We start from the raw sequence: 22832 nt of genomic DNA on the forward strand, positions 1-22832 counted from the left end.
AAAGGGGAATCAATGCGAAAAACACTGGCGACCGTTGACGCCACTTGAACACTTAAGGTAAAAAACGACTAGCCAACGATGCGTTGATCTGAGGTGTTCAAATAAAACCGGAATGGCTGTTCAAGTTAATCGGAATGCGCAGCGCCAGTTAGCAGTACAAAAATCTTCATATATGCCTGCATACTTAAAGTCGCAAAGTCTATTCTTCTCTCATGCCTCTTGTTCTTATTGACTTCTGTAAGGTTTTCAACAGATCTATTGTATTGATTTGGATGCGCCCCTTTTACACTATCTTTCCATTCCTCGAAGGTAGCAAGTCGCCCTTCAACAAAGTTATAGATAACATTTGGCTTATTTGAGTAAGGTGTAGAAGTGTTACCCCCCTGTGAGTGAAAAACGAATGTTTCATAGCCATCCATCTTCAACTTAAAGGGAAAATTTTCTTCTTCCTCAACAAACTGATGAAGTCGTCGCGCTAACCTAATTGTAACCCTCATGTATTCCCGAAAGTGTTTTTCAGTAGGCGGTTTGCTATGGCCTCTTCTTGATTTTAGCCGAGGAACTCTCTCAGTAATGTATGCTGAATCATCTTTGCTGTAGTGAGCGCGAATGAGTCTTCTGAAGTTACCTTGTCTATCAGAAGCCATTTTACTAGTAATATTCCCAAGCTTTAACTGATGAGACAGTTCCAGCGATAAAACTTTATAGGCGCGTCTACAGTTTTCACGACTTTCAGCAAAATCAGACAAACCGTTACTGTCACAGAAGTTGAATACGTATTTAAAACCTTTTAATGCGTGCAGCCTTGTTGCATCTCTGTAGCGGCCATGTGATATGTAGTCGAATAAGCTGAATAATAAATTAACTCTTTCTCTACGAAATGAAACCAAATCAACTGGTGTCGGTTTCTGAAAGTCCTTCCATGTACCTGCTTTGTCTACTCTTTTCGAATATGCGAAACATCCAATATCATAAGGTCCCACTAAAACAGAGTCGTTCAATTTGACTCTGACTTTTTCAGGATGCTCAATTTCCTCTCGTAGCTGTGCTGGTGTGAGGACGATTGTTTCTCTTGTTACCAACCTTTCTCGATTTACTGACACTGTTACAACTCTACTCCAGTGGTTCCAAACTCTTCTTCAAAATCCTTGAAAATATAATCTTCATAGGCATTTTGAGCTTCTTGTCGTTCATCGAAGTTTTCAAAAAGGTTTAAATACGATTGTGTAACGTTAATGTCCTTATGGCAAAGCCTCACCATTACATCCCTAATTATTTGATCAAACCTTCTAGGACGCTCCTGTAAACCAGCTTCAACTCTTGCCTCTTCAATCTTCACAAGGTTTTCGTAGTAACGCAGCGCATAAGTAGCTCTTAACCAATGAAACACAAAGTCTTTTGGAAAGACGCTCGAAGCGAAACGTTCTATCTTTTGGCACAAAACGTCTGTTCGTTTTCCTTTTGGTCTGGTGCCCTTACGAAGAACTTTGTAACGAGGATCGCACTTAGCCATGTAGTGACAATTACCTTTCTCAGATATGAATATGTACAAGTCTTCATTGGGCATCGTATCGAGGTCAGGATGCTCTTTTGAGTAATTTTCTTTAAATTTTTCCCTGCGTTTTTTAGCAATCGAACTGTTGGCGTAGACTTTAATATCTTCGGCCAGATTAGCAGGTACATAAAACGTATATTTTCTGCTGAATTTCGTATCGATACCTGTACCGGGTCCAGCCGTAATTTGATAGGTATTATCTTTGCCAATCAATGCTTCTTTCTTAAATAAATCAAGGTGTTTCATTCTTAACGTTAGAACTGTCTGTTTTCGCACTCCGGTAAAAAGTGACACTTGCGCTATCAAACGCTCATCAACAGTGAATTCATCTCGTTTTAAAATGCGAACCAACTCTTCTCGCTCAGCAGTTGTTAGTGGCCTTAAGTCTTCACCCTCATCTCTCACTTTTTCCGCTGATACAGGAGATGCGACATTAGACTCTGAAATAGTCTGAGAGCGTTTCAACCTTTTAACGGAGCTTGTTCCTGTTCCAGTATTGAATTGGTGACTGTATTCTTCGACTTGATCAACTCTGTCAATATCATTCTCGTATCCATATTGCTTAAATAGCCATTTGAAGAAGTAATACACTTTTCCAGTTCTATCATTAATCGTCCCAGCACCGATTTTACCGCTATCAACTAAATGGTTGAAATATCTATAAGTCGGCCTATGAATTGCCCTACGTGCTGAAAAGTCCCGGTAATCGATATCTTGGTTTTCACAAAATATTAAGTAATCAAGCAAAACAGCAGCGATATCTTGAATTGAGTCAGTTGCACTAGCTAAGTTTCTAACTTCAGATGCAATACTCCACATATACATATTTGCCTCAATCCAAGGCCGTCCATCTTTATGGAGTAAGAAAGGAAAATTGTAGATAGAGTCATCTTCAGCGATGCGAGAAGATATGGGGACATAAGAATAAGAATATGCAGTGCTCTCTCCATCCAAATCATATTCGACGGAATGAAGGAGAGAGTCTGAGTACTGATTAACAAAGTAGATGTCTGCACTTACATTAGCTGTTCGACGAATATAAGTAATGCGCTGGTCTCTTCTTAGTTCCATTTCTTACTGCTCCTGACATGTGGACATCAATTGTCAACGAGCATAATAGTTCACCTGACTTAGTCAACAAGTATTTTTGTTCTCATTCTTTTGCTTTCAAAATCTGTCAACCAGTTAATTATTCCCCTAACCTTGTCAACGAAAGTTGTTCTCATAAGTTTGGGATAGCGGCCTTTCATCTCTTTGCGCACCTCTGCATAACTCCCTTTCCAGAAGCCCGGTAAGTCGTCAGTGGTCTGTATTGGCCGGTTGGCCGGCGAGAGCAATTCAACCGTCACCGTTTGTCGACCATTCGCCACGCAAACCGGCTCGCTACTGCCATACACTTCCTGAATTTTCACCGCCAACACCACCCGGGTAGCGTTCTCATACCGCAATGACCGACTAGTGCCACTTGGCACCGTGATCGCCTCTGGAAGTTGCATATTCAGCGCTTCCTGAAGTGCCCAGGGCAACGATTGAACCACTAGCTTATCCCACGCTAATTGCTTTAACTGCGCAACCGACTGACACGCCTGAAGCGCGCTGTGCACAGTGTCACTGGCAAGTACCCAGCTATCCGTAGGATCAGGCCAGGAGCAAGGTTCACCGTAGCTTTTATATTCAAGATTAAGCATTCTTGCCATCGACAATCGATGTAAAACGGGTATCAACAGCGCGGAATTTGGCCAATCCTTTATGGGTCTTGCGGCAAGCCAATCACGCCAAAAATCGCCTCGGGAAGTAACGTCTGCTTTGGCTAGCGGCACACTGCTCAGCACAATATCGCCAAATCGCAATTGCTTTTCCGCCCGCAACGTATCCGCAGCAGCATCGTAGTACAACACTTCCTTGTTGAAGAACAACCCGCCAAAATGCGTCTTCAACAAAGCGATATCAATTGCCAGCGCCGAGCGTATTTGCATCACTGCACCGCGGTGCTGACCGTTAAGTACCGCTAGCCATTCCCCGCTAACATGGGCATCCTCTGGCAGCTCTGCGCCTACGCCAGAGGCCAGCTTAAGCGTGCCGTTAGGTTGCATGCGTGCCACCCAGTCCGGATTGATTAATGCTACCGCAACAGCCAGTTTGTCAGCCGATACGTTAAACAGGGCTGCCTTGTCGGCCTGACCACCCAGCACTTTAATGAGTCGCATTGCCTGATCTGCCAAACGTTGTCTGGTACCGTCCGGTAGTTGCCTGAGCCCAGTCTGTAGGTCCCAATCTGGCATTTTGGGCGGATCTTCAGATAGCGCGGCAATCACGCTCCCTGCCACTAACCAGTCTTTGTCGCCTGTTTCTGTTGTCAGTCGACTCGCCGCCAGTAACATACAGGCGGTGCGCGGTTGCACCGGTAACTGTGCCGCGTCGCGCCCTAGTGCAGTGATCTCTGTACTGTCATTAAATGCACCCAGTTGTATCAGGGCATGCGTGGCAGATTGCCGTTGCGCGTCAGACGGCATGTCAAGTAGTGCGAGGTCTTTTACAGGGGTGCCCCAGGCCGCTGCTTGTAGCACGAGGCCCGTAATGTCCTGCGTATGGATATCAGGCTGACTGAACTTGCGTAACCGCCCATGTGTTTCCTCATTCCATAACCGAAAGCACTTCCCTGCCGAAAGTCGTCCTGCACGGCCTTTTCGTTGTTCCGCCGAGGCCTGGGATATCATCTGCAGTGATAACTCGGTCATCTGACTTTTGGGATGATACTCGGCAATCAACTCACGACCACTGTCTACCACTACCGTTATGCCATCAATCGTTAAACTGGTTTCGGCAATATTGGTGGCCAGAATAATTTTTCGTCGGCCATCGGATGTTGGTTTAAGCGCGCGTTGTTGCTCTGTTAGAGGTAAATTTCCATACAGTGGCAATATCTCTGCAGTGTCAGACAACTGTGTGTTCAGGCGCTGCTGAAGCTGCAAAATGTGCTTCACAGTAGGAAGGAAAACCAGTATGTCGCCCGGCTCCGATGAAATGATCGTCTGTAGATGACTGAACAGGCTGTTCACCAGATCAACATGTTGACACTGGCCCAAATAAGTCACGTCTACCGGAAATTGGCGGCCATCGCTGTGCAGCACTTCTGCATCAGGTAACAGCACCTGAATAGGTGATACGTCCAGCGTTGCCGACATCACCAACAGCCGGAGGTCGTCTCGCAACGCCTGCCTTACTTCAATGGCCAGTGCCAGTCCAAAATCACTGTGCAGGTTGCGCTCGTGAAACTCATCAAAAATAATAACATCAACGCCATTGAGTTCCGGGTCCTGCTGGATCCGACGGCTCAATATTCCCTCGGTAATAATTTCGAGCCGAGTATATTTACTCACCGCCTGCTCACCCTTAATGCGATACCCCACTGTTTGGCCCACTGGTTCACCTAATCGCGACGCCAGATAACTGGCCAGCTGCTTTACTACCACGCGTCGGGGCTGCAGCATCACAATGCGCTGATTGCTGTTCGCTAATAAGGCCAATGGAATAGCGGTGGATTTACCCGCGCCAGGTGGAGCACTTAGCAGTACATCCCGGGCTTTGAGTGATTCGCACAACTGTGCCAATAAGGATTCTACAGGGAGCGTCATACCTGAATGGTTCTCACAACATCAATGTTCATACTACAGATGCACTGTATGGTAACCCTTCAGGTCAAATCACACACCGCACTTATACTAAAATAAACAACTATAGTAACATTGCGCACTGTTGCAGTTCATTTATAACGAATACTAAAACGGCAGGCCAGATGACAATGCGAAGTTTTATCGGTTTAGATTTATCGGCTCAAAGTAAGCTGGCGCTGGAACACTGGCGGGAAAAAAGCCTGCCCGCACAGCCCGCTTCTCATATGAGAAATGCCAATCAGCCTAAAGTGCCCGTACGTCAGCCGAAGAGTGTGCCGGCCGCCAATTTTCACATTACCTTGTGCTTTTTAGGCAATATCAACAGCCGACAGCACGAAGCCATTATTACCGCACTGGGCAATATAGCAGCCGCTCCTTTTGAGGTTACTCTGGACACCACTGCTTACTGGCAGGGGCCGAATATCCTGTTAGCCGCACCTTCAGCGCCACCAGCCGGCCTTATGGAATTGGCAGCCAGTGTGAACAGTGCTGCCAGACAAGCTGACATTGAGGTTGAGCGAAGGGATTACCGCCCGCATGTTACGCTGATCCGCAATACTAAAGCTGACTATCCGCCGCCGCTGTTTGCACCCCAGATAACCTGCCAGTTTAGCCATTTTCATTTATTCGAATCGGTATCGACTCCCAGTGGGGTCCGCTACCCTGTAAGGCACAGCTGGCCATTGCTCAACCCGTCTTCAGTGCGGGAAAAACTGCAAAGAGGTCAATTTTAAGGCTTTTCCCCTTTACAGCGAGGCTGCCGCTCGGTAAAAAGGGAGGACTATTTATCACCATATAAAACCATGCATCACACCTTTAGACTTATTATTGATTGCCCCGACCAGGTTGGTCTGGTGGCGGGCGTGTCTCAATTCCTTGCCGACCACAATGCGTCCATTCTGGAAGCCAGTCATCATACCGATTTACAAACCGGTCGCTTTTTTATGCGCCACGAAATCAGTACTGATTCCATTAACCTGTCTTATGACCGGTTTATTGAAGCCTTTACACCGCTTGCCAATCACTTTCAAATGGAATGGAAACTCACCGATTCCAGCAAAAAACAACGTGTAGCTTTACTGGCCAGTCTGGAATCTCATTGTCTGGTAGATATTTTACACCGCTGGCACACCGGCGAACTGCATTGCGACATTCCGTGCATTATTGGTAACCACCCGCAACTCAAGCAGTTTGCTGATTGGTACAAGGTGCCATTCCACTGGGTAGACTTTAAGACCCTAGGTAAAGAAACGGCGTTCAAGCAAATCGAAGTACTTTTGGAAGAATACAAAATCGACCTCACCGTACTTGCCCGATTTATGCAAATTCTGCCAGATCATTTATGCAAGAAACTGGCTGGCAAAGTGATCAATATTCATCACAGCTTCCTGCCGTCGTTTGCTGGTGCAAAGCCCTATCAGCAGGCTTACGAACGAGGCGTAAAACTGATTGGCGCGACTTGTCATTATGTCACCAGCGATTTGGACGAAGGCCCCATCATTGAGCAAAGCGTTAAGCGGATCAGCCACAGTGACTCAGCCAACGATATGGTTCGCAAGGGCAAGGACTGCGAAGTAAACGCACTTGCACATGGCGTGCGTTATCACCTGGAAGACCGCGTAATCATTCATCGCAACAAAACGGTTGTATTTGCCTAATCCGTTTTTATTTTGCACCAGAGACTGCTCATAAGCGTTCTGGTGCAAACCATCGCGGTAAAATACCTTTCACAATCTGTTCTCTGCACATAAACTGGTTAGTTGATGCATACCGAGTTATTACATCGGCTCTCATTAACATAAGAACGACAGATAAGTTGAAGTAAATCCAATGATAAAACTAACTCATACCCTTACCGCCACGGCGTTGCTGCTGGCACTTGCTGGTTGCTCGCAGGCACCGGTAACTGAATCGTCTTCTGCCGCCCCGGCGCAGGCACAAGTTGCAACGAGTGGCAACATTCTCCTGCAAGACTATCAGGGCCCCTACGGTGGCGTACCCGCGTTTGACAAAATGTCACTCAGCGATCTGATGCCGGCAATGGAAGCGGCCATGGCCGCAAACCTGGCAGAAATTGACGCCATTGCCAATAACACTGAAGCCCCAACCTTCGACAACACCATTGTTGCACTGGAACGGGCCGGTAACGCAATTGGCAATGTATATACTTATTACGGGATTTGGAGTTCGAATCAATCCAGTCCGGAATTTCGTGACATTCAGCGTGAATTATCACCTAAACTGTCAGCCTATCGCTCTAAGATCAACCAGAATGAAAAACTGTTTAGTCGTGTAAAAGCCGTTTATGAAAGCGACGAACTCGCCACCCTTACTGAAGAAGAACAGCGCATTACCTGGTTAACCTACAATGGCTTTGCCCGTAACGGCGCTACGCTGGATGGTGATGCGAAAGCCCGCTATGCTGCCATTAACGAAGAGCTGGCCAGCCTGCATACCAAGTTTTCTAACAACGTACTGGCCGACGAAGAAAACTATGTAACCTATATTACCGCCGAACAACTGGATGGCTTGCCAGAATCGTTTGTTAAAGCCGCCGCCGCGGCCGCCGAAGAGCGCGGTAAAGCCGGTCAGTATGCGATTACGAATACCCGTTCATCAATGGATCCGTTCCTTACTTATTCAACGCACCGCGATTTGCGTGAGCAGGTGTGGACCACCTACTACAGCCGTGGTGATAACGGCGATGAATTTGACAACAACGCTTTAGTAAAGCGGATTTTAGAATTGCGCCATGAGCGCATTAAACTGCTGGGCTACGAGAATTACGCCCAGTGGCGCCTGGAAGACCGCATGGCGAAGAATCCGGAAAACGCGATGGATTTGATGATGAAGGTATGGCCAGCTGCCATTGCACGCGTGAAGGAAGAAGTTGCCGATATGCAGGCGATTGCTGACGAATTGGGCGATAACATCACCATCAAACCATGGGATTACCGTTATTACGCCGAAAAAGTGCGTAAAGCCAAATACGATCTGGATTCCAATGAAGTAAAACAATACCTGCAACTGGACAAGCTGCGCGAGGCCATGTTCTACGTTGCCGGCCGTTTATTTAACTTTAACTTTACGCCGGTACCCGAAGGCTCAGTACCCGTTTTTCACCCCGACGTAAAAGTATGGGAAGTAACCGACAAAGACTCGGGTAAGCTGGTTGGTTTGTGGTATCTGGATCCGTTTGCACGCAAGGGCAAACGCTCAGGCGCGTGGGCAACCACCTACCGCAGCCACACCACGTTTGATGGTGCAAAAACTGTGTTGTCGTCAAACAACTCGAACTTTGTAAAGGGCCCTGAAGGTGAACCTACACTGATTTCCTGGGATGATGCAGAAACTTACTTCCACGAGTTTGGCCATGCGCTGCACTTCTTATCCGCAACGGTAAAATACCCCACATCACACTCAGGTGTGCGTGATTACACCGAATTCCAGTCGCAGTTGCTGGAGCGCTGGTTAACCACCGACGAAGTTGTTGATCAGTTCCTGGTACATTACCAGACCGGCGAACCCATCCCGGCCAGCCTGATTGAAAAAATCAACAATGCCGCCACGTTCAATGAAGGTTTCAAGACTACCGAGTATATGGCGTCAGCGATTATGGACCTGCTGTATCATACAACGGATCCAGCAAATATTGACCCCGATACGTTTGAACGCGAGCAGTTAGCCGCAATCGGCATGCCGGAAGAAGTGGTAATGCGTCACCGTACCACGCATTTTGGACACATCTTCTCTGGTGAAGGGTATTCTTCTGGCTACTATGGCTACATGTGGGCAGAAGTGCTCACCGCAGATGCCGCTGAAGCGTTTGAAGAAGCACCAGGTGGCTATTACGATAAAGCCGTATCGGATCGTTTGGTGAAGTACCTGTTCTCCATCCGCAACGCGATGGATCCGGCCGAAGCGTACCGCAAATTCCGCGGACGCGACGCAAAAGTCGAAGCCCTGATGCGTGATCGCGGTTTCCCGGTAACCTCAGAGAAATAATCCTCTTGTTTAAAAGCCCTCACCCGAGGGCTTTTTTACGTCTGCGGCGTTATGCCAATCTTCGTAGAAGTCCGTATTTCAGTGTCTTTATTGATGTATACTCATATTGAGCATCTCACCCAAACCACCAGATGGATGAACGGGCGAGCAAGCAAGTAACCAAGATTTTAGGGCATAGAGAGAAGTAGCATGTGCGAGCTTTTGGGCATGAGCGCCAACACCCCCACCGATTTGTGTTTTAGCTTTACCGGACTCACGCGTCGCGGTGGCGAGACCGGCCCCCACAAAGATGGCTGGGGCGTTGCTTTTTATCAGGGTAAAGGGGTACGACTGTTCCATGATGCGGAGTCCTGTGCCACCTCTAAAATTGCCGAGTTTGTAGGCAAAGTTCCAATTAAAAGCAAAACCGCTATTTGTCATATTCGCCAGGCCAATGTGGGTAACATAAACCTGTCTAACACACATCCGTTTACCCGCGAGTTATGGGGGCGCTATTGGGTATTTGCACACAATGGTCAGATCCCGGGTTTTACCCGCCGGGTAGGTACTTATGAAGCGGTAGGCGACACCGACAGCGAAGAGCTGTTTTGTGACCTGATGAACAGTATTCGCCAGAACCTGCCCCGCGATGCCATGCCCCAGCAGCTAGCCTCAGCGCTGGTATCGCTAGCGCAGGAATATGCGCAACAAGGTGTATTCAACTGCCTGCTTAGCAACGGAGACTGGTTATTCAGTTTTTGCAGTACCAAAATGGCCAGCATTACCCGTCGCGCGCCGTTCGGACCCGCCTGCCTAAAAGATGTGGAAGTAGAAGTCGACTTTTCCGCAGAAACCACCACCAATGATGTGGTGAGCATTATTGCCACCGACCCGCTTACCCATGATGAAGAATGGGATATCTATGAGCGGGGAGAGTGGAAGTTGTGGCAGTTGGGTGAAGTGATTGCCAGCGGCAAGGTAGATGTGCCGGTACACAAAACGGAAACCAGCATGATTAGCCCTGCGAATATGCCAAGAGACTGCGAGTAACCCACAATGGCGGATTTGCAATACCAGGCCATCCTGACCAGGCTACTCAACGCCGACCCGCTCAGGATGAAAGCATTGCAAGCAGTGGCGCAACTTCAGTTGTCATCTGCGTTTATTGCTGCCGGTTTCTTGCGGAATCTGGTTTGGGATCACATACACGCCGTTAGTTCAATGACACCACTGAATGATGTGGATGTGATTTACTTTGACAACCACCATTGTTGCCCGTCTAATTGCCGGGGTTATGAGACGCAACTTGAAGCGTTAATGCCTGGCGTTCGCTGGCAGGTTAAGAATCAGGCCACAATGCATATCCGCAATAACGACAGGCCTTACACCAGTGTAATTGACGCCATGCGGCATTGGCCGGAAAAGGAAACCGCGGTTGCCGTGCAACTGCACAACGGCCAATTCACCTTTATTTCCGGATTTGGTTTTGAATCGCTGTTTGCAAAACAAATCACTTGGAATCCTGCGCGCGAGATGTCCGTTTTTCTATCCAGAGTTGAGCAAAAGCAGTGGCTGGTAAAGTGGCCCGCACTGCAGGTTGTTACCGCATAAACCTGTCGGCATCAGCCGCACAAACGCTACACTTTCATTCCTACTGGTTTTTTGACCCTTGTTTCACCCGCCGCATTGCACACTTCAATTATTCCTGCTGAGGCATTGATTCACCGGTAGCCATTACTACCCATGTTACCGGGCCCTGACGGTTCAGGAACACATCCATCTTGATTTTTATTTATAGGCTTAAACACGGAGGTCTATTATGCGAAGCATCACTCCCATCGCCTGTGCGGTATTGAGTGCATTGTTACTCACCGCTTGTGGCAGTAACAACAGCAAAGAACAGGTAAATCAACACAACGGCGGCAACCCAGGCGGAGCAACCATCGACACGGCTTATCAGGGCGTGTGGGTAGCCAGTGGCTATGCCGATGCGCTTCAAGTAAAAAGCAACAGCGTAAACTACTATAAGTTCTCCAGTGATTACTGCGTTTTACAAGCAAGCTTTAATGGATTAACCACGGCGGAATTAAACCGAAGCGTAACGCTGAGTAGCGACGAATCATCACTGATTTGGACCGCAGGCTATGGAACCGACACTTTTGGCGCGCCGCCACGTACGCTCAATAAAGAGAGTAGTCTGCCAGCAGCCTGCGAGGATAATGTGTTAACCGCCGAATCGACACTGAGTAACCAGGACTTATTTGCGCTGTATACTCAGATCATGCAGGAATATTACGTTGATTTTGAGCGTATGGACATTGATTGGCCCCAACTCGCCTATAACCAGAGTTTGACGGTTACCACTGATATCAACACGCTCTACGAAGCTGTGTATAACACCTTTACCGCACTGCAGGATGGGCACAACTCATTTAAAGCGGCAGACGGTACCCTGATCAAAGTGCTGGGTAAACAAACACACACCATGGATTTAATTGAGGAATATGCGCTTAACCACAACCTGCATTACCCTCTCAGAGCCAACGAAATGACGGCAAGCAGGATTGCCGCCATAGAAGCGTATCTGGACAATGCATTGCACACCGAGCAGGCCATTGTACTGAAATATGCAACCAGTGACGTTGAACAGGATAGCACTGAACAGATCACCTGGTTCCGTATTGATGACATTGGCTATTTGCGTATCGAATCTATGACGGGTTACAGTTCGGTATCGGACGACGAGGACGACTTGGCACACACTGCATCTGCATTAAACAACCTGAACATTGCCATCGATCAGGCCCTCTCGGAGTTAAGTAACACAAACGGCCTGATTATCGACATTCGCGCAAACGGCGGCGGGAATGACTATATTAGTCTGGCTATTGCCAGCCGCTTCACCGATACCGGGTATCTGGGTTATCAGAAGTACGCCCGCGACGGCAACAGTGTAACGCAAACACAACAAGCGTTAATTGAACCATCATCACACGTTCGTTATACCAACAAGCCGTTAGCACTATTGGTGAGCGCAGATACGGCTTCCGCAGCCGAAGCATTCACTCTCGCAATGCAGCCGCATGGGCAAGCCACCATTATTGGTACTGCCACGCAAGGTATATTCTCCGATATTCTCGAATGGGTTCTACCTGGCGGGCATACACTGGGACTGTCTAACGAAGTGTATCTGTCTGCTAACGATGAGTGGTTCGAAGGAAGTGGGATCCCGGTGGATATCGAGGTACCGTATTTTTCTCGCGAAGACCGAGACAATACGGTGGATTCCGGAATTGAAACTGCATTGGGAGTGCTGAACTAACAGCCGACTCAAACGCACGTTGATGCTGGTGGTAAGTACGCGTACCACCAGCATCTCTCGGCGTTATTGAGCTTCGCTCTTTGCCAGCGACGCTATCTTGATTTTAATAAGCTTGGCAATGCTGAATGGCGAGTTCTCCTGGGTAAGCCAGATCTCGTCTTCACTTTTTACGCACAACCCTTCAACCTGTCCGTAACCAGTTAACGTAAAACTGTCCATCAGGCTGTAATCTTCAGATAAAAACGCGATAAATGGATCAACAATACCAAAAGCACTGCTGTTGTATCCCACTACTACATAACGATTGTGAAACGGATCCCAATCGGCCCCGGTTACGATACCGGGCAGACCTTCAATAGCAATTACCGGCGCAATTTGCTGCTCTGCTGCCTGCTTATCCAAATGGTAAACATGCAGCGTTTTGGTGAGCCAGCTTTTTGAAAACAGTACCAATTTGTCGCTACGCGCAACCATGGCCTCTGCATCAAAGTCGTGAGCATATAACTGGTTGTTCTTGGGGTCGTAATTATCGTAGGTGAACGTTATTAGGGAGTCATGGGTTAAATCACCCCGATTTACTTTGTGAATAAGTAATTCTTTGCGTTTACCTGCGTTATTACCAAAATCGCCGATGTAAAAGTACTTATCATCCGCGGTAACTGACTCCCAATCGTGATTCTTGTTGGCAACGTCGACACTTTCAATAATGACGCCTTTGTCGTCGATGCGATACAAAGTAGGGCTATTACCCGAATCGGCAATTGTGTACTGGGCATCAGCGGTACAAATTAACCCGGAGGTCTCACCTAACTCAGCCATCAGGCCATGTTCTGCAATAACCGTTAACTTACCTGAATTGGCGGTAGTGGTGGTACTGCAAGCCATGGGAAACAATAAAACAAACAGCGCAAACGAGCGGGACATGCGACGCGACAACTTAGAAAACTCCGAACGAACAGGCGTGTGAAAGCGGTCAAGCATAGCGGCTCGCCCCCACCCACTGCAAACGGTATTTTCGCTTTAATTCGACGTTTAACATTCCAATGTATTACGCTATCAACGTTAGTTTGAGTCCGTTTACAACACCGAACCAGTTTAATTACCTATGTAAAATACGTAAGTCGTATTTATTTGGATTATTTACGTATCCGCATAACAGCTAATGCCAGTATCATTAATCCTAGCCCGAATGGCGCGGGCACCGGATCAGAGCCACCACTACACGCGGGGTCATTTGGATTTGCCACACAATAATCCAGCGTTTCCTGGAGCTTCACCTCTGCAAAGTTAGTCACAAACGCCGTTAATGCATTAGTGTCTGAGGTATTCAGTTCTTCCAGATCAAATCCATGACCACCGTTATTAGCAGCCAGGGTTAACAAATCAGTAAAGTCGCCACCAAGTACTACGTTAAATAACGCCGAGCTTTGCTGCAGTAATGCATCCAGTGACGCTGCGTCGTATTCGGTATCGCTGTTACTGGCTTCGTCTGCAAACAAAATCAGGTTTTTTACTGCGTCATCGCGGTAGGTTAGCCCCGCACTCTCGGACGCCAATGCATCCAGCGCGTATGCCGTTGCATCATAAGCAGGTTCATTAGAGCCAATGGAATACAAATCATTGGTGAAACCTGCGAAGGTGGTAGCGTCAACAAAGTCGGTTAATAAACGAATGCTATCGCCAGCAAAACCATAACCAATCAGGGCAAACTGCGCATCGAGCCCGCCTGCTTGCAAAATACTGGCAAACAAACCAATACTGTTGCCCAGGTTAGAATGAATGTTGCTCATGGAGCCACTTTCATCAACAATCATAACAATGTCAGTTTTTACAATGCCAGCCTGTGCCGGTACTGACATCCCTGCCAAAACAACCACAAGCACGCAAAGTATCGCTTTGAAACGCCGGCTGATTAATTTGTACATGTCTACTACCACCGCGATAATGCTTTGTTAATCAAAGAAAAATGCAAAAAACATACCACTAACAAAAAAGACAGAAGATCATTAAGTTAGCAGTTTGGTGATCACAGCCTTATAACGGCAGTGTAAAATTAGCTGACACTATTACTGCTATGCTAACAGACGTATTTTCGGTATTGTGACGGTAATTTTACCTAATAGGTTTACCGCAGCTACACGGTGAAGCGAAGCCTGATTCGCGGTGTGCTGTGAATAGTAATGATAGGAATATGTTGTGACAGATCCCACTTTAGCTCTGGTTACCGTTGGTTTACTTTCCATTGGTTGTCAGTACTTTGCCTACCGCATCCGTTTGCCTGCTATATTGCCATTACTGGTTATTGGTATTCTGGTTGGGCCGGTGTTTGGTGTATTGAATGCGGACAATTTATTCGGTGACCTGTTGTTTCCGGTAGTGTCGCTCTCAGTTGCCATCATACTGTTTGAGGGCGCGCTTACCCTGAAATATCAGGACATCGCCGGACACGGAAACATGGTAAGAAACCTGTGTTCTATTGGTGTGTTAGTTACCTGGGCAATTGCCACTGTGGTAGCGCATTTTGCGCTACAGGTAACCTGGCAGCTATCAGCTCTTTTTGGTGCCATAGTGACGGTAACTGGCCCCACCGTAATCGTGCCTATGCTGCGTACGGTTCGCCCTAAAGCCAATATTGGTAATATTCTTCGCTGGGAAGGAATCATCATAGATCCCATCGGCGCCCTGCTGGCTGTAATTGTGTATGAATACATTATTTCCGCCCAAGGTGCCATGTCGCATACTATTTTTGCGTTTAGTAAAACAATTGCCGTAGGTTTGGTAACGGGCCTGGCGGTAGGCTACTTTCTTGGCATTACATTGCGCAATCATTGGGTACCGCACTACTTACGCAATACAGCGGTGTTAACCATAATATTAGGCGCTTTCGCCGGTTCCAACTTTGTTGCCCACGAATCCGGCCTGTTAACCGTTACCATTGCGGGCATTATGCTAGCCAATATGCGCGATGTTGACGTAGCTGATATTCTTGAATTCAAGGAAACACTCAGTGTACTGCTAATTTCCGGGTTGTTCATTTTACTGGCGACGCGTCTCGACCTGGGTGCCATTGCACAGGTGGGCTGGGCGGCAGCCATCGTACTGGTTTCGATCATTTTTATTGCCCGCCCTTTGTCGGTGTTTATTTCTTCTTATGGCACCGGTTTAACCTGGCGTGAGCTGGCACTACTCAGCTGGATAGCGCCACGTGGCATTGTTGCCGCAGCAGTGTCTGCTTTATTCTCCCTGAAACTGGAAGCGCTCGGTTACGACGGCGTAGAAGTTATTGTACCGTTAGTCTTTTTGGTCATTATTACCACCGTAGTATTACAAGGACTTACGGCCAAAGCGGTGGCGGGTTTTCTGGGCGTAAGAGCGCCTGTACCCAATGGCTTCCTGTTATTTGGTGCAAGTCACTTTAGCCGCCTGCTTGCTTCAGAGCTCATCAAGCACAAAGTACCTGTACGGGTGGCCGATACCAACTGGGATGCCATTCGTGAAGCACGGATGCGGGATATTCCGGTGTATTTTGGCAACCCTATCTCAGAACATGCCTCTTTGCATCTGGATATGAGCAGCATTGGTACTGTGTTGATTTTGTCGCCTTACAAACAGTTAAATCCACTGGTCTCTTATCATTTTGAGCACTCACTTGGCGAAAACAAAGTGTGGGGACTAACCAACAATTTAACCAGTGCCAGACCAAGCCATCAGGTGTCGGAAGATTATGCGAAGAAACTATCACTATTTGGCGAAGGTGTTACCTATGGCTATCTGGCCAGTACGGTAAGTCGCGGCGGTAAGATAAAAACCACATCCATTACCCCGGAATTTACTTATCAGGATTACCTGCGCAAGTATTCAGACAAAGCTACGCCGTTAATTGCCGTTGATGAAAACAAGCGATTACACGTTATGTTAAGTTCGAACGAAATTACCCCACGGGCAGGATGGAAGCTTATTAGCCTGGTAGAACCGGAGGCTTTGCCGAAGGAAGAAGTAGCAGCGATTACTCAGGAGAAGTAGTTAAGAATAGCACCCTGTCTTGCGACAGGGTGCCTCTCCCTGGAAAAAACGAGCAATTAAGTGGTGCGTTAGGTGCAACCGTTAGTGTTTTTGATTTACTCAATTACAACGTCGACTGTTGATAGCAATACATGGGCCAACATGCCATAAAATCAATTTACATTAAATTTCAAAAGCTTACAAATAAACTACGTAAGGTAAAACATTTTATATTATACAATTTTACCCAAAACAGGGCGTGCACCGACATTTACGCCCAATTTTGGTGACTATTATTTGATCACCCGGGTCTTACTCAGGTAAGGAAAAAATCTTACCTCTGTAGCGAATTGACAACGTTAAGGGTTTTGTCCAGTGCGCCGCTATTTCTAACGAGCTCATGAAAGCCAGCCATGCCCGCGCGATGTGCCGATTCAGGATCATCCAACCAATGCTTTATTTTTGCCTGTAACCCGAATCCATCTTCAATCAGAGTGAGTGCACCAGCTTCAACCAGCTTGCTACATATTTCCGGATTATTATGCGTGCTCATGCCCATCAGAATCGGCAATTTCTTCGCCGCAGGCTCCAGAGCGTTATGGCCGCCCCGCTCGGCAATACTGCCGCCCACAAAGGCGATATCCGCTACATCGTAGGCTGCATTTAAACGCCCCATTTCGTTAACCAGCACGACATCACATTGCGCGTTGATTATCGGAGAATCAGCACTACGCAACAATTGTAGTCCGCTCTTAACAACCATTTTCGCAACCAGCTCAAATCGCTCCGGATGTCGCGGGACCAGAATTAACAACAACTTTGGATATTGGGTTTTAAGCTCTCGATATGCATCAAGCAATACTGACTCTTCCGGATCATGCGTGCTACCGCCAATAAGAATTTGCCGCTTTTGCTGCTCAAGCTCCAAAAAATTGGCTTTGGATGATGTTAATGCAGCAGCCTGATCAAATTTTATGTTTTGTGTTAGCGTTAATTTATCGCCAGCCATACCCAGAAACTGGTAATTATTGAAGTCCCGTTCACCCTGAGCACACACGTGGGATAGCTTATGTAACATTGGCTCAAACAAAGCAGGGAATTTTTTATATCGACGGGCAGAGCGATCTGTCATTCGAGCGTTAATAACGACAACCGGGATGTTGCGTTTCCAACAGGCATGAATCAAATTGGGCCACAATTCCACCTCGGTGATCATTACCATGCTCGGCTTGATACGCTTTAACATACCTGCCATCGCCATGTGTAAATCGTAGGGTAAATAGAAATGATGCACCGCATCGCCAAATATAGCTCTGACTCTTGCTGATCCGGTTGGCGTAGTAGTGGTGACGGTAATCTGAACGTCAGGCTGTTCCTGCATTATGCGCTTAATCAGACAGGAGGCCGCCACAACTTCACCTACAGACACACAATGAAACAAATATCCCTGCTGTTTAGGTGCGTGTGCAACGAAGCCAAAGCGCTCAAATCGCCGGCGATTGTAATCTTTCGATCTCGTCGAACCTCGGAGTACTAAATTGATAAACGCAAACGGGATCACCAGCACCAGTATAAAAGAATAGAACCAGCGAAAGGCATCCTGATACCAGGTCGGGCGATAGGGTTTATTGAGTTCGGTCATATTCTGTTTGCGTCATCAAATTGTCGTGTTTGGTTGCTTAACTATTCAACCATCGCATTAGGAGAATCGTTATTTTCAGGCAGTATCCGCAACCATGATTTCGCCACCCTCATCCACAACTTCGGTTTTATTGGTGCGACTCAGTGCAATGGGGGACATTGTAATGGCCTCAGGCCTGCCGTCCAACATAAAATCCCGATTTCCTGACGCCAACGTAACCTGGTTGGTTGAATCACCCTACGCTTCACTGGTAGAAACCCACCCTGCCATTGATAACGTTATTGTATGGCCGAGACAGCACTGGCGTTCACTGTGGAAAGGCCGCCAATACTGGCAATTGTTTAGCGCCATTCGCCGTTTTATAAACACTCTGCGTATACAGCAATTTGATATCGCTATAGACGCTCAGGGATTACTTAAAAGTGCACTCTTTACCTGGTTAAGTGGCGCCAAACAACGCATTGGTTTTGTAAGTAAAGAGCGCAGTCACTGGCTGCTTACCGAAAGCGTAGTTAAACCTCTTTCTCCTCAGATCAGCAGTGAATACCGGCATCTCGGACAATGGCTGGGTGCAACTGATTACTCACTGACACTGGGTATCCTGCCTGAAGATATTGATTACGTTAATTCTCTCTTGCAACAACATTCTATTCCAACAGATTACATTGCAGTTGCGCCGTTTACGACCCGTCCTCAAAAGCACTGGCCAGTTGAACATTGGAAAGCGCTACTTACCTCAATAGCCTCTGAGGGTAAATCGATTGTGGTGCTGGGGGGACCCGCTGAGCGGTTACTTGCCGCAGATTTAGTTAACGGCATTGCCAATTGCTATGTACTGGCGGGTGAACTGTCTATGCGACAAAGTGCGGCTGCTATCCTATTGTCACGTGGCCTAATAGGTGTGGATACTGGCTTAACCCACATGGGTACAGCACTGTTAACCAACACAATCGCTCTTTTCGGTTCAACGATACCCTATACACAAACCGATTCATCACGCACGCAGGTTTTGTTCGAAGCAAAGCCATGCTCACCGTGTAAACGAAGACCTAGCTGTAACCAACGTTTTGATTGCATGAAAGATTTACTTCCCGAACGGGTATTCGAGAAGGTCAAACAGTGGAATGTACATGAAAATATGTCACGTTGAGTTAGGCAGACACTTGTACGGCGGTGCCAAACAAGTAACGTATTTGGTTGAGGGGCTTGCTAATCTTGAGGGGTTCGAACAACATCTTATTTGTGCTGCAGGCAGTGAAATAGCCAGTGCGCATTTACCTGGTTGCGCTATACATGCGTTACCTTATTCAGGGGAACTGGATATAACGTTTGTGTTCAGGCTAGTTAAACTGCTAAGAGTATTGCAACCTGATGTTCTTCATATTCACAGTCGCAGAGGTGCGGATGTGTGGGGCTCCATGGCAGCTATCCGAACCGGTATACCCACAGTTTGCACTAGGCGAGTAGATAATCCGGAACACCGGTTAAACCGATTTAAATATGCCCCTTTCAAAGCAGTAATCAGTATCTCTGAAGGCGTTCAACGCGTAATTGCCCCGTTATGTAAATCGGGTCAATTACAGAATGTAATTCATTCAGCTGTGGATCTTAAGGAATACGCTTGCGTCCCCGACAAAGCGCGATTTCATGCCGAATTCAATATTCCGTTGGACCATACTGTCATCGCTAATTTCGCCCAGTTAATACCACGCAAAGGACAGCAGGATTTAATTGACGCTATGCCACAAGTATTGGATCAGTTTCCAAAGGTTACCTGTTTGTTATTTGGCAAAGGTAAGCAATTGGACGCCTATCATGAGCGTATTATTTCACTAGGATTAGCATCACATGTTCGGTTATGTGGATTCCGACATGACGTGCCTCGGCTGTTACCCAATATTGATCTAATGGTTCATCCTGCACATGCTGAAGGACTCGGTGTAATTTTATTGCAAGCTGGCGCATGCGGAATACCGGTTATTAGTTGCCCATCAGGCGGCATACCAGAAATCATCCAACACCACAAAACAGGCTTTCTGGTACCGGTAAACAGCCCCAATGATCTTGCTTCACAAATATGTGTAGCTTTAGAAAACCCTTCCCTCACCAGACAAACTGGCCTCGCGTTATATGAACATATAAAACGCCAATTCTCTATTGAAAGTATGACTTTGGCATACGCCGATATTTATCAGTCTCTAACCTTTAAGTGATCCTATGTTGTATTGGGCGGTATCAAGGTTGGGTGTAAATGTGCTGGTAACCATCCATTTCGCTTGGTAAGCGGCTTGATAAAAGTAGAATCGTGCAAATAGTGAAGAGTATCGTACCTGTATTGGTTGTTTATTTAGGTCAAAATATATCAACTCAAAGAAGGAGGTAATATGACGACAGTAAAAGCATATGGTGCAACGGCACCAAATTCCGGGGTTCATCCATTGAAGATTGAACGCCGTGCTTTACGGGATACTGATGTGGCAATTTCCATTGATTACTGCGGTGTATGCCATTCCGATCTGCATACAGTAGAAAACGATTGGGGCGGCACTACTTACCCTATCGTTCCAGGCCATGAAATTGTGGGTACCGTAACGGCTATTGGTCCGGATGTAACCAAATATAAAGTAGGCGACCGCGTAGGTGTGGGTTGCCTGGTTGATTCATGTGGTCATTGCGGTGCATGCGAACATGACGAAGAGCAATTCTGCGCAGAAGGTTTACACGGTACCTATGGTGGCGTAGATCGCCTAGACGGTACACCGAATCACGGTGGCTACTCCGAAGCCATTGTTGTAAAAGAGTCTTTTGTACTCTCTATTCCGGACAACCTAGATCCGGCCGCTGCGGCCCCCATTCTTTGTGCTGGCATTACTACCTACTCGCCTTTGAAACACGTGGGTGTGAAGAAGGGCGATAAAGTGGGCGTGCTTGGTATGGGTGGCTTGGGTCACATGGGCGTGAAATTTGCGAAAGCAATGGGTGCAGAAGTGACCATTTTCACCCGTTCTGTTAGCAAAGTGGACGAAGCCATTAGCCAAGGCGCTGATCATGTCATCATTTCAACTGATGAATCTCAGATGGCGGCAGCAAGTGAGCAGTTCGATTATTTGTTGGATACCATTCCGGTAGAGCATGATTTTAATCCTTACTTAAATTGCCTGAAGTACAACGGTGTGCACATCGTAGTGGGTCAGCTTACGCCGCTGGAACCTGCCTTGAACACAGCTGCTCTGGTGTTAAAGCGTCGCTCTGTAATGGGTTCTCTGATTGGTGGACTGGCTGAAACACAGGAAGTGTTGGATTTTTGTGCAAAACACGATATTACCTGTGACATTGAAATGCTTGATATGCAGGATATCAACGCAGCTTACGAAAGAATGAAAAAGGGTGATGTTAAGTATCGCTTTGTTATCGACATGGCGAGTCTCAAAACCAGTTAATCTCTACGAAAAGCCAGTGACATCATCACTGGCTTTTCAACTGTATTTACCCACATTTCCCGCGTAATTAAACAGATAGTATCCTTATCAGAGTCATCTTTAGCTAAATAAGTAAATTGAACAGCTGTTTATTTTTGAACCAATCCATAAATGCTGTTTATATTAGTAAATAAATATTTATTATCATACAGTTACATTTCATCAGTACGTAACTCCCATGTAATTGCATTTACTTAACCATACAAAAGACAAAGCCAATCCCATTTGAATACCAAACACAATATAAATAGCAGTATAAAGCTTATAATCACTCACATATTACTTATCTTATGTACAATTATAATTTATGTTTTTTAATTTTTATCAGTGAGTTATGAATAAAAACTTTCGATAACCATATATAAAACACATATTGCTTAAGTAATGGTATTTATATTACATACAGACATGCAAAAAATATGAATTTGAGATGTGATGCGTGAGACTCAATCTCGTAAACGCTAAAAACAAAAAGGCCGCTCAAAGAGCGGCCTTTTTTAGCTTTGACAAAAGTCAGCGATTAAACGCCAGCTTTCTCAACAACGTCAACCAATACCCAAGTTTTGCTCTTAGAGATTGGTGCACATTCGCGTACAGTTACTGTATCGCCTTCGTTGCACACGTTGCTTTCGTCGTGAGCGTGCAGTTTAGTAGTACGCTTGATGAACTTCCCATAGATTGGGTGTTTTACGAAACGCTCTACTGCAACAGTAATGGTTTTATCCATTTTGTTGCTAACCACACGACCTTGTACTGTACGAATTTTTTGTTCAGACATTACGCATCAGCCTTTTGAGTCAAAATGGTTTTAACACGCGCGATGGTACGACGCACTTTCTTCAGCTGGTCGGTTTTTTCAAGCTGGCCAGTTGAATGCTGCATGCGTAAGTTGAACTGTTCGCGTAGCAGGTTTAACAACTCTGCGTTCAGCTCTTCTACGCTTTTGTCTTTCAGTTCAGCTGCTTTCATTACATCACCGTCCGAGTTACAAAGGTTGTTTTAAATGGCAGTTTAGCCGCAGCCAATGCAAACGCTTCGCGTGCCAGAGACTCAGGAACACCTTCCATCTCATACAGAACACGGCCAGGTTGAATTTGGCATACCCAGTACTCAACGTTACCTTTACCTTTACCTTGACGCACTTCAAGAGGCTTCTCAGTAATTGGCTTGTCAG

The 22832-nt window shown here is 46.7% G+C and carries 19 protein-coding genes; 10 read left to right on the forward strand and 9 right to left on the reverse strand.

The features are described from left to right. Nucleotides 1-125: 125 nt before the first annotated feature. From ACLR2L_RS10005 to hrpB, 3 genes are read right to left on the reverse strand one after another with little or no spacing between them, the layout of a single operon-like run. Nucleotides 126-1103: a hypothetical protein gene (locus ACLR2L_RS10005; RefSeq protein WP_413367885.1), complete on the reverse strand. Its 978-nt coding sequence runs from the start codon at nucleotides 1101-1103 to the stop codon at nucleotides 126-128. A gap of 2 nt (nucleotides 1104-1105) precedes the next feature. After that, on the reverse strand, nucleotides 1106-2626 hold the full coding sequence (locus ACLR2L_RS10010; RefSeq protein WP_413367887.1) for a hypothetical protein: 1521 nt from the start codon (nucleotides 2624-2626) through the stop codon (nucleotides 1106-1108). Between the two features lie 59 nt (nucleotides 2627-2685). Further along, the gene (gene hrpB / locus ACLR2L_RS10015; protein WP_413367889.1) at nucleotides 2686-5190 is read right to left on the reverse strand and encodes an ATP-dependent helicase HrpB; all 2505 of its coding nucleotides are present in this window, start codon (nucleotides 5188-5190) and stop codon (nucleotides 2686-2688) included. 167 nt (nucleotides 5191-5357) lie between these two features. Here hrpB and thpR point away from each other — a divergent pair, with 167 nt between their 5' ends. The 6 genes from thpR (at nucleotide 5358) to ACLR2L_RS10045 (ending at nucleotide 12535) form a co-directional block, all read left to right on the forward strand. After that, a complete protein-coding gene (thpR, locus tag ACLR2L_RS10020) occupies nucleotides 5358-5963 on the forward strand; it encodes an RNA 2',3'-cyclic phosphodiesterase (protein WP_413367891.1) in 606 nt (201 codons plus the stop codon). Between the two features lie 69 nt (nucleotides 5964-6032). Continuing rightward, the gene (purU, locus tag ACLR2L_RS10025; protein WP_140958231.1) at nucleotides 6033-6887 is read left to right on the forward strand and encodes a formyltetrahydrofolate deformylase; all 855 of its coding nucleotides are present in this window, start codon (nucleotides 6033-6035) and stop codon (nucleotides 6885-6887) included. Between the two features lie 172 nt (nucleotides 6888-7059). Further along, on the forward strand, nucleotides 7060-9234 hold the full coding sequence (locus tag ACLR2L_RS10030) for a M3 family metallopeptidase (protein WP_413367893.1): 2175 nt from the start codon (nucleotides 7060-7062) through the stop codon (nucleotides 9232-9234). A 189-nt stretch (nucleotides 9235-9423) separates the two neighbouring features. Next, nucleotides 9424-10263 (forward strand): class II glutamine amidotransferase, encoded by an 840-nt coding sequence (locus ACLR2L_RS10035; RefSeq protein ID WP_413367895.1) that lies wholly within the window; start codon nucleotides 9424-9426, stop codon nucleotides 10261-10263. A gap of 6 nt (nucleotides 10264-10269) precedes the next feature. Then, on the forward strand, nucleotides 10270-10824 hold the full coding sequence (locus ACLR2L_RS10040) for a nucleotidyltransferase family protein (RefSeq protein ID WP_413367897.1): 555 nt from the start codon (nucleotides 10270-10272) through the stop codon (nucleotides 10822-10824). 208 nt (nucleotides 10825-11032) lie between these two features. Continuing rightward, nucleotides 11033-12535, forward strand: coding sequence for a S41 family peptidase (locus ACLR2L_RS10045; protein WP_413367899.1), 1503 nt, complete (start codon nucleotides 11033-11035; stop codon nucleotides 12533-12535). 63 nt (nucleotides 12536-12598) lie between these two features. Here ACLR2L_RS10045 and ACLR2L_RS10050 read toward each other — a convergent pair whose 3' ends face one another. Further along, nucleotides 12599-13516, reverse strand: a complete 918-nt coding sequence (locus tag ACLR2L_RS10050) for a hypothetical protein (RefSeq protein WP_413367901.1) — start codon at nucleotides 13514-13516, stop codon at nucleotides 12599-12601. A 155-nt stretch (nucleotides 13517-13671) separates the two neighbouring features. After that, nucleotides 13672-14460 (reverse strand): vWA domain-containing protein, encoded by a 789-nt coding sequence (locus ACLR2L_RS10055; protein WP_413367903.1) that lies wholly within the window; start codon nucleotides 14458-14460, stop codon nucleotides 13672-13674. A 271-nt stretch (nucleotides 14461-14731) separates the two neighbouring features. On the opposite strand from ACLR2L_RS10055, the gene ACLR2L_RS10060 reads away from it, so the two are divergent. Beyond that, complete coding sequence (locus ACLR2L_RS10060) at nucleotides 14732-16558, forward strand: cation:proton antiporter (protein ID WP_413367905.1); 1827 nt, start codon at nucleotides 14732-14734, stop codon at nucleotides 16556-16558. Nucleotides 16559-16871: 313 nt separating this feature from the next. On the opposite strand, the gene waaA is transcribed toward ACLR2L_RS10060, so the two are convergent. Beyond that, nucleotides 16872-18179, reverse strand: coding sequence for a lipid IV(A) 3-deoxy-D-manno-octulosonic acid transferase (gene waaA, locus ACLR2L_RS10065; protein WP_413367907.1), 1308 nt, complete (start codon nucleotides 18177-18179; stop codon nucleotides 16872-16874). Nucleotides 18180-18273: 94 nt separating this feature from the next. Here waaA and ACLR2L_RS10070 point away from each other — a divergent pair, with 94 nt between their 5' ends. From ACLR2L_RS10070 to ACLR2L_RS10080, 3 genes are all read left to right on the forward strand, one after another. Continuing rightward, nucleotides 18274-19329 carry a glycosyltransferase family 9 protein gene (locus tag ACLR2L_RS10070; protein ID WP_413367909.1) on the forward strand — a complete coding sequence of 352 codons (1056 nt, stop codon included), beginning with the start codon at nucleotides 18274-18276 and terminating at the stop codon, nucleotides 19327-19329. Continuing rightward, on the forward strand, nucleotides 19310-20392 hold the full coding sequence (locus ACLR2L_RS10075; protein ID WP_413367911.1) for a glycosyltransferase: 1083 nt from the start codon (nucleotides 19310-19312) through the stop codon (nucleotides 20390-20392). Before ACLR2L_RS10070 ends, ACLR2L_RS10075 begins: the two co-directional genes overlap by 20 nt. Nucleotides 20393-20563: 171 nt before the next feature. After that, the gene (locus tag ACLR2L_RS10080) at nucleotides 20564-21619 is read left to right on the forward strand and encodes an NAD(P)-dependent alcohol dehydrogenase (protein ID WP_413367913.1); all 1056 of its coding nucleotides are present in this window, start codon (nucleotides 20564-20566) and stop codon (nucleotides 21617-21619) included. Nucleotides 21620-22178: 559 nt separating this feature from the next. On the opposite strand, the gene rpsQ is transcribed toward ACLR2L_RS10080, so the two are convergent. The 3 genes from rpsQ to rplP all read right to left on the reverse strand — a co-directional run. After that, nucleotides 22179-22436, reverse strand: a complete 258-nt coding sequence (gene rpsQ, locus ACLR2L_RS10085) for a 30S ribosomal protein S17 (RefSeq protein WP_140958241.1) — start codon at nucleotides 22434-22436, stop codon at nucleotides 22179-22181. Further along, nucleotides 22436-22627, reverse strand: a complete 192-nt coding sequence (gene rpmC, locus ACLR2L_RS10090) for a 50S ribosomal protein L29 (RefSeq protein ID WP_140958242.1) — start codon at nucleotides 22625-22627, stop codon at nucleotides 22436-22438. The genes rpsQ and rpmC overlap by 1 nt, the downstream gene beginning before the upstream one ends. Then, a partial coding sequence (gene rplP, locus ACLR2L_RS10095; RefSeq protein ID WP_413367916.1) for a 50S ribosomal protein L16 occupies nucleotides 22627-22832 on the reverse strand: 206 nt, incomplete at its 5' end. The genes rpmC and rplP, both read right to left, overlap by 1 nt.

Origin of the sequence: Alteromonas sp. AMM-1, from assembly GCF_047290655.1 — a bacterium.
Classification (GTDB): Bacteria; Pseudomonadota; Gammaproteobacteria; order Enterobacterales; family Alteromonadaceae; genus Alteromonas; species Alteromonas mangrovi.

Excerpts from the sequence above, each read along its gene's own strand:
- ACLR2L_RS10050 (WP_413367901.1), bottom strand. The coding sequence starts at position 13,516 with ATGCTTGACCGCTTTCACACGCCTGTTCGTTCGGAGTTTTCTAAGTTG.
- rpsQ (WP_140958241.1), bottom strand. The coding sequence starts at position 22,436 with ATGTCTGAACAAAAAATTCGTACAGTACAAGGTCGTGTGGTTAGCAAC.
- ACLR2L_RS10030 (WP_413367893.1), top strand. The coding sequence starts at position 7,060 with ATGATAAAACTAACTCATACCCTTACCGCCACGGCGTTGCTGCTGGCA.
- ACLR2L_RS10055 (WP_413367903.1), bottom strand. The coding sequence starts at position 14,460 with ATGTACAAATTAATCAGCCGGCGTTTCAAAGCGATACTTTGCGTGCTT.
- hrpB (WP_413367889.1), bottom strand. The coding sequence starts at position 5,190 with ATGACGCTCCCTGTAGAATCCTTATTGGCACAGTTGTGCGAATCACTC.
- ACLR2L_RS10045 (WP_413367899.1), top strand. The coding sequence starts at position 11,033 with ATGCGAAGCATCACTCCCATCGCCTGTGCGGTATTGAGTGCATTGTTA.
- ACLR2L_RS10010 (WP_413367887.1), bottom strand. The coding sequence starts at position 2,626 with ATGGAACTAAGAAGAGACCAGCGCATTACTTATATTCGTCGAACAGCT.
- thpR (WP_413367891.1), top strand. The coding sequence starts at position 5,358 with ATGCGAAGTTTTATCGGTTTAGATTTATCGGCTCAAAGTAAGCTGGCG.
- ACLR2L_RS10075 (WP_413367911.1), top strand. The coding sequence starts at position 19,310 with ATGAAAATATGTCACGTTGAGTTAGGCAGACACTTGTACGGCGGTGCC.
- ACLR2L_RS10080 (WP_413367913.1), top strand. The coding sequence starts at position 20,564 with ATGACGACAGTAAAAGCATATGGTGCAACGGCACCAAATTCCGGGGTT.
- rpmC (WP_140958242.1), bottom strand. The coding sequence starts at position 22,627 with ATGAAAGCAGCTGAACTGAAAGACAAAAGCGTAGAAGAGCTGAACGCA.
- purU (WP_140958231.1), top strand. The coding sequence starts at position 6,033 with ATGCATCACACCTTTAGACTTATTATTGATTGCCCCGACCAGGTTGGT.
- ACLR2L_RS10035 (WP_413367895.1), top strand. The coding sequence starts at position 9,424 with ATGTGCGAGCTTTTGGGCATGAGCGCCAACACCCCCACCGATTTGTGT.
- waaA (WP_413367907.1), bottom strand. The coding sequence starts at position 18,179 with ATGACCGAACTCAATAAACCCTATCGCCCGACCTGGTATCAGGATGCC.
- ACLR2L_RS10070 (WP_413367909.1), top strand. The coding sequence starts at position 18,274 with ATGATTTCGCCACCCTCATCCACAACTTCGGTTTTATTGGTGCGACTC.
- ACLR2L_RS10040 (WP_413367897.1), top strand. The coding sequence starts at position 10,270 with ATGGCGGATTTGCAATACCAGGCCATCCTGACCAGGCTACTCAACGCC.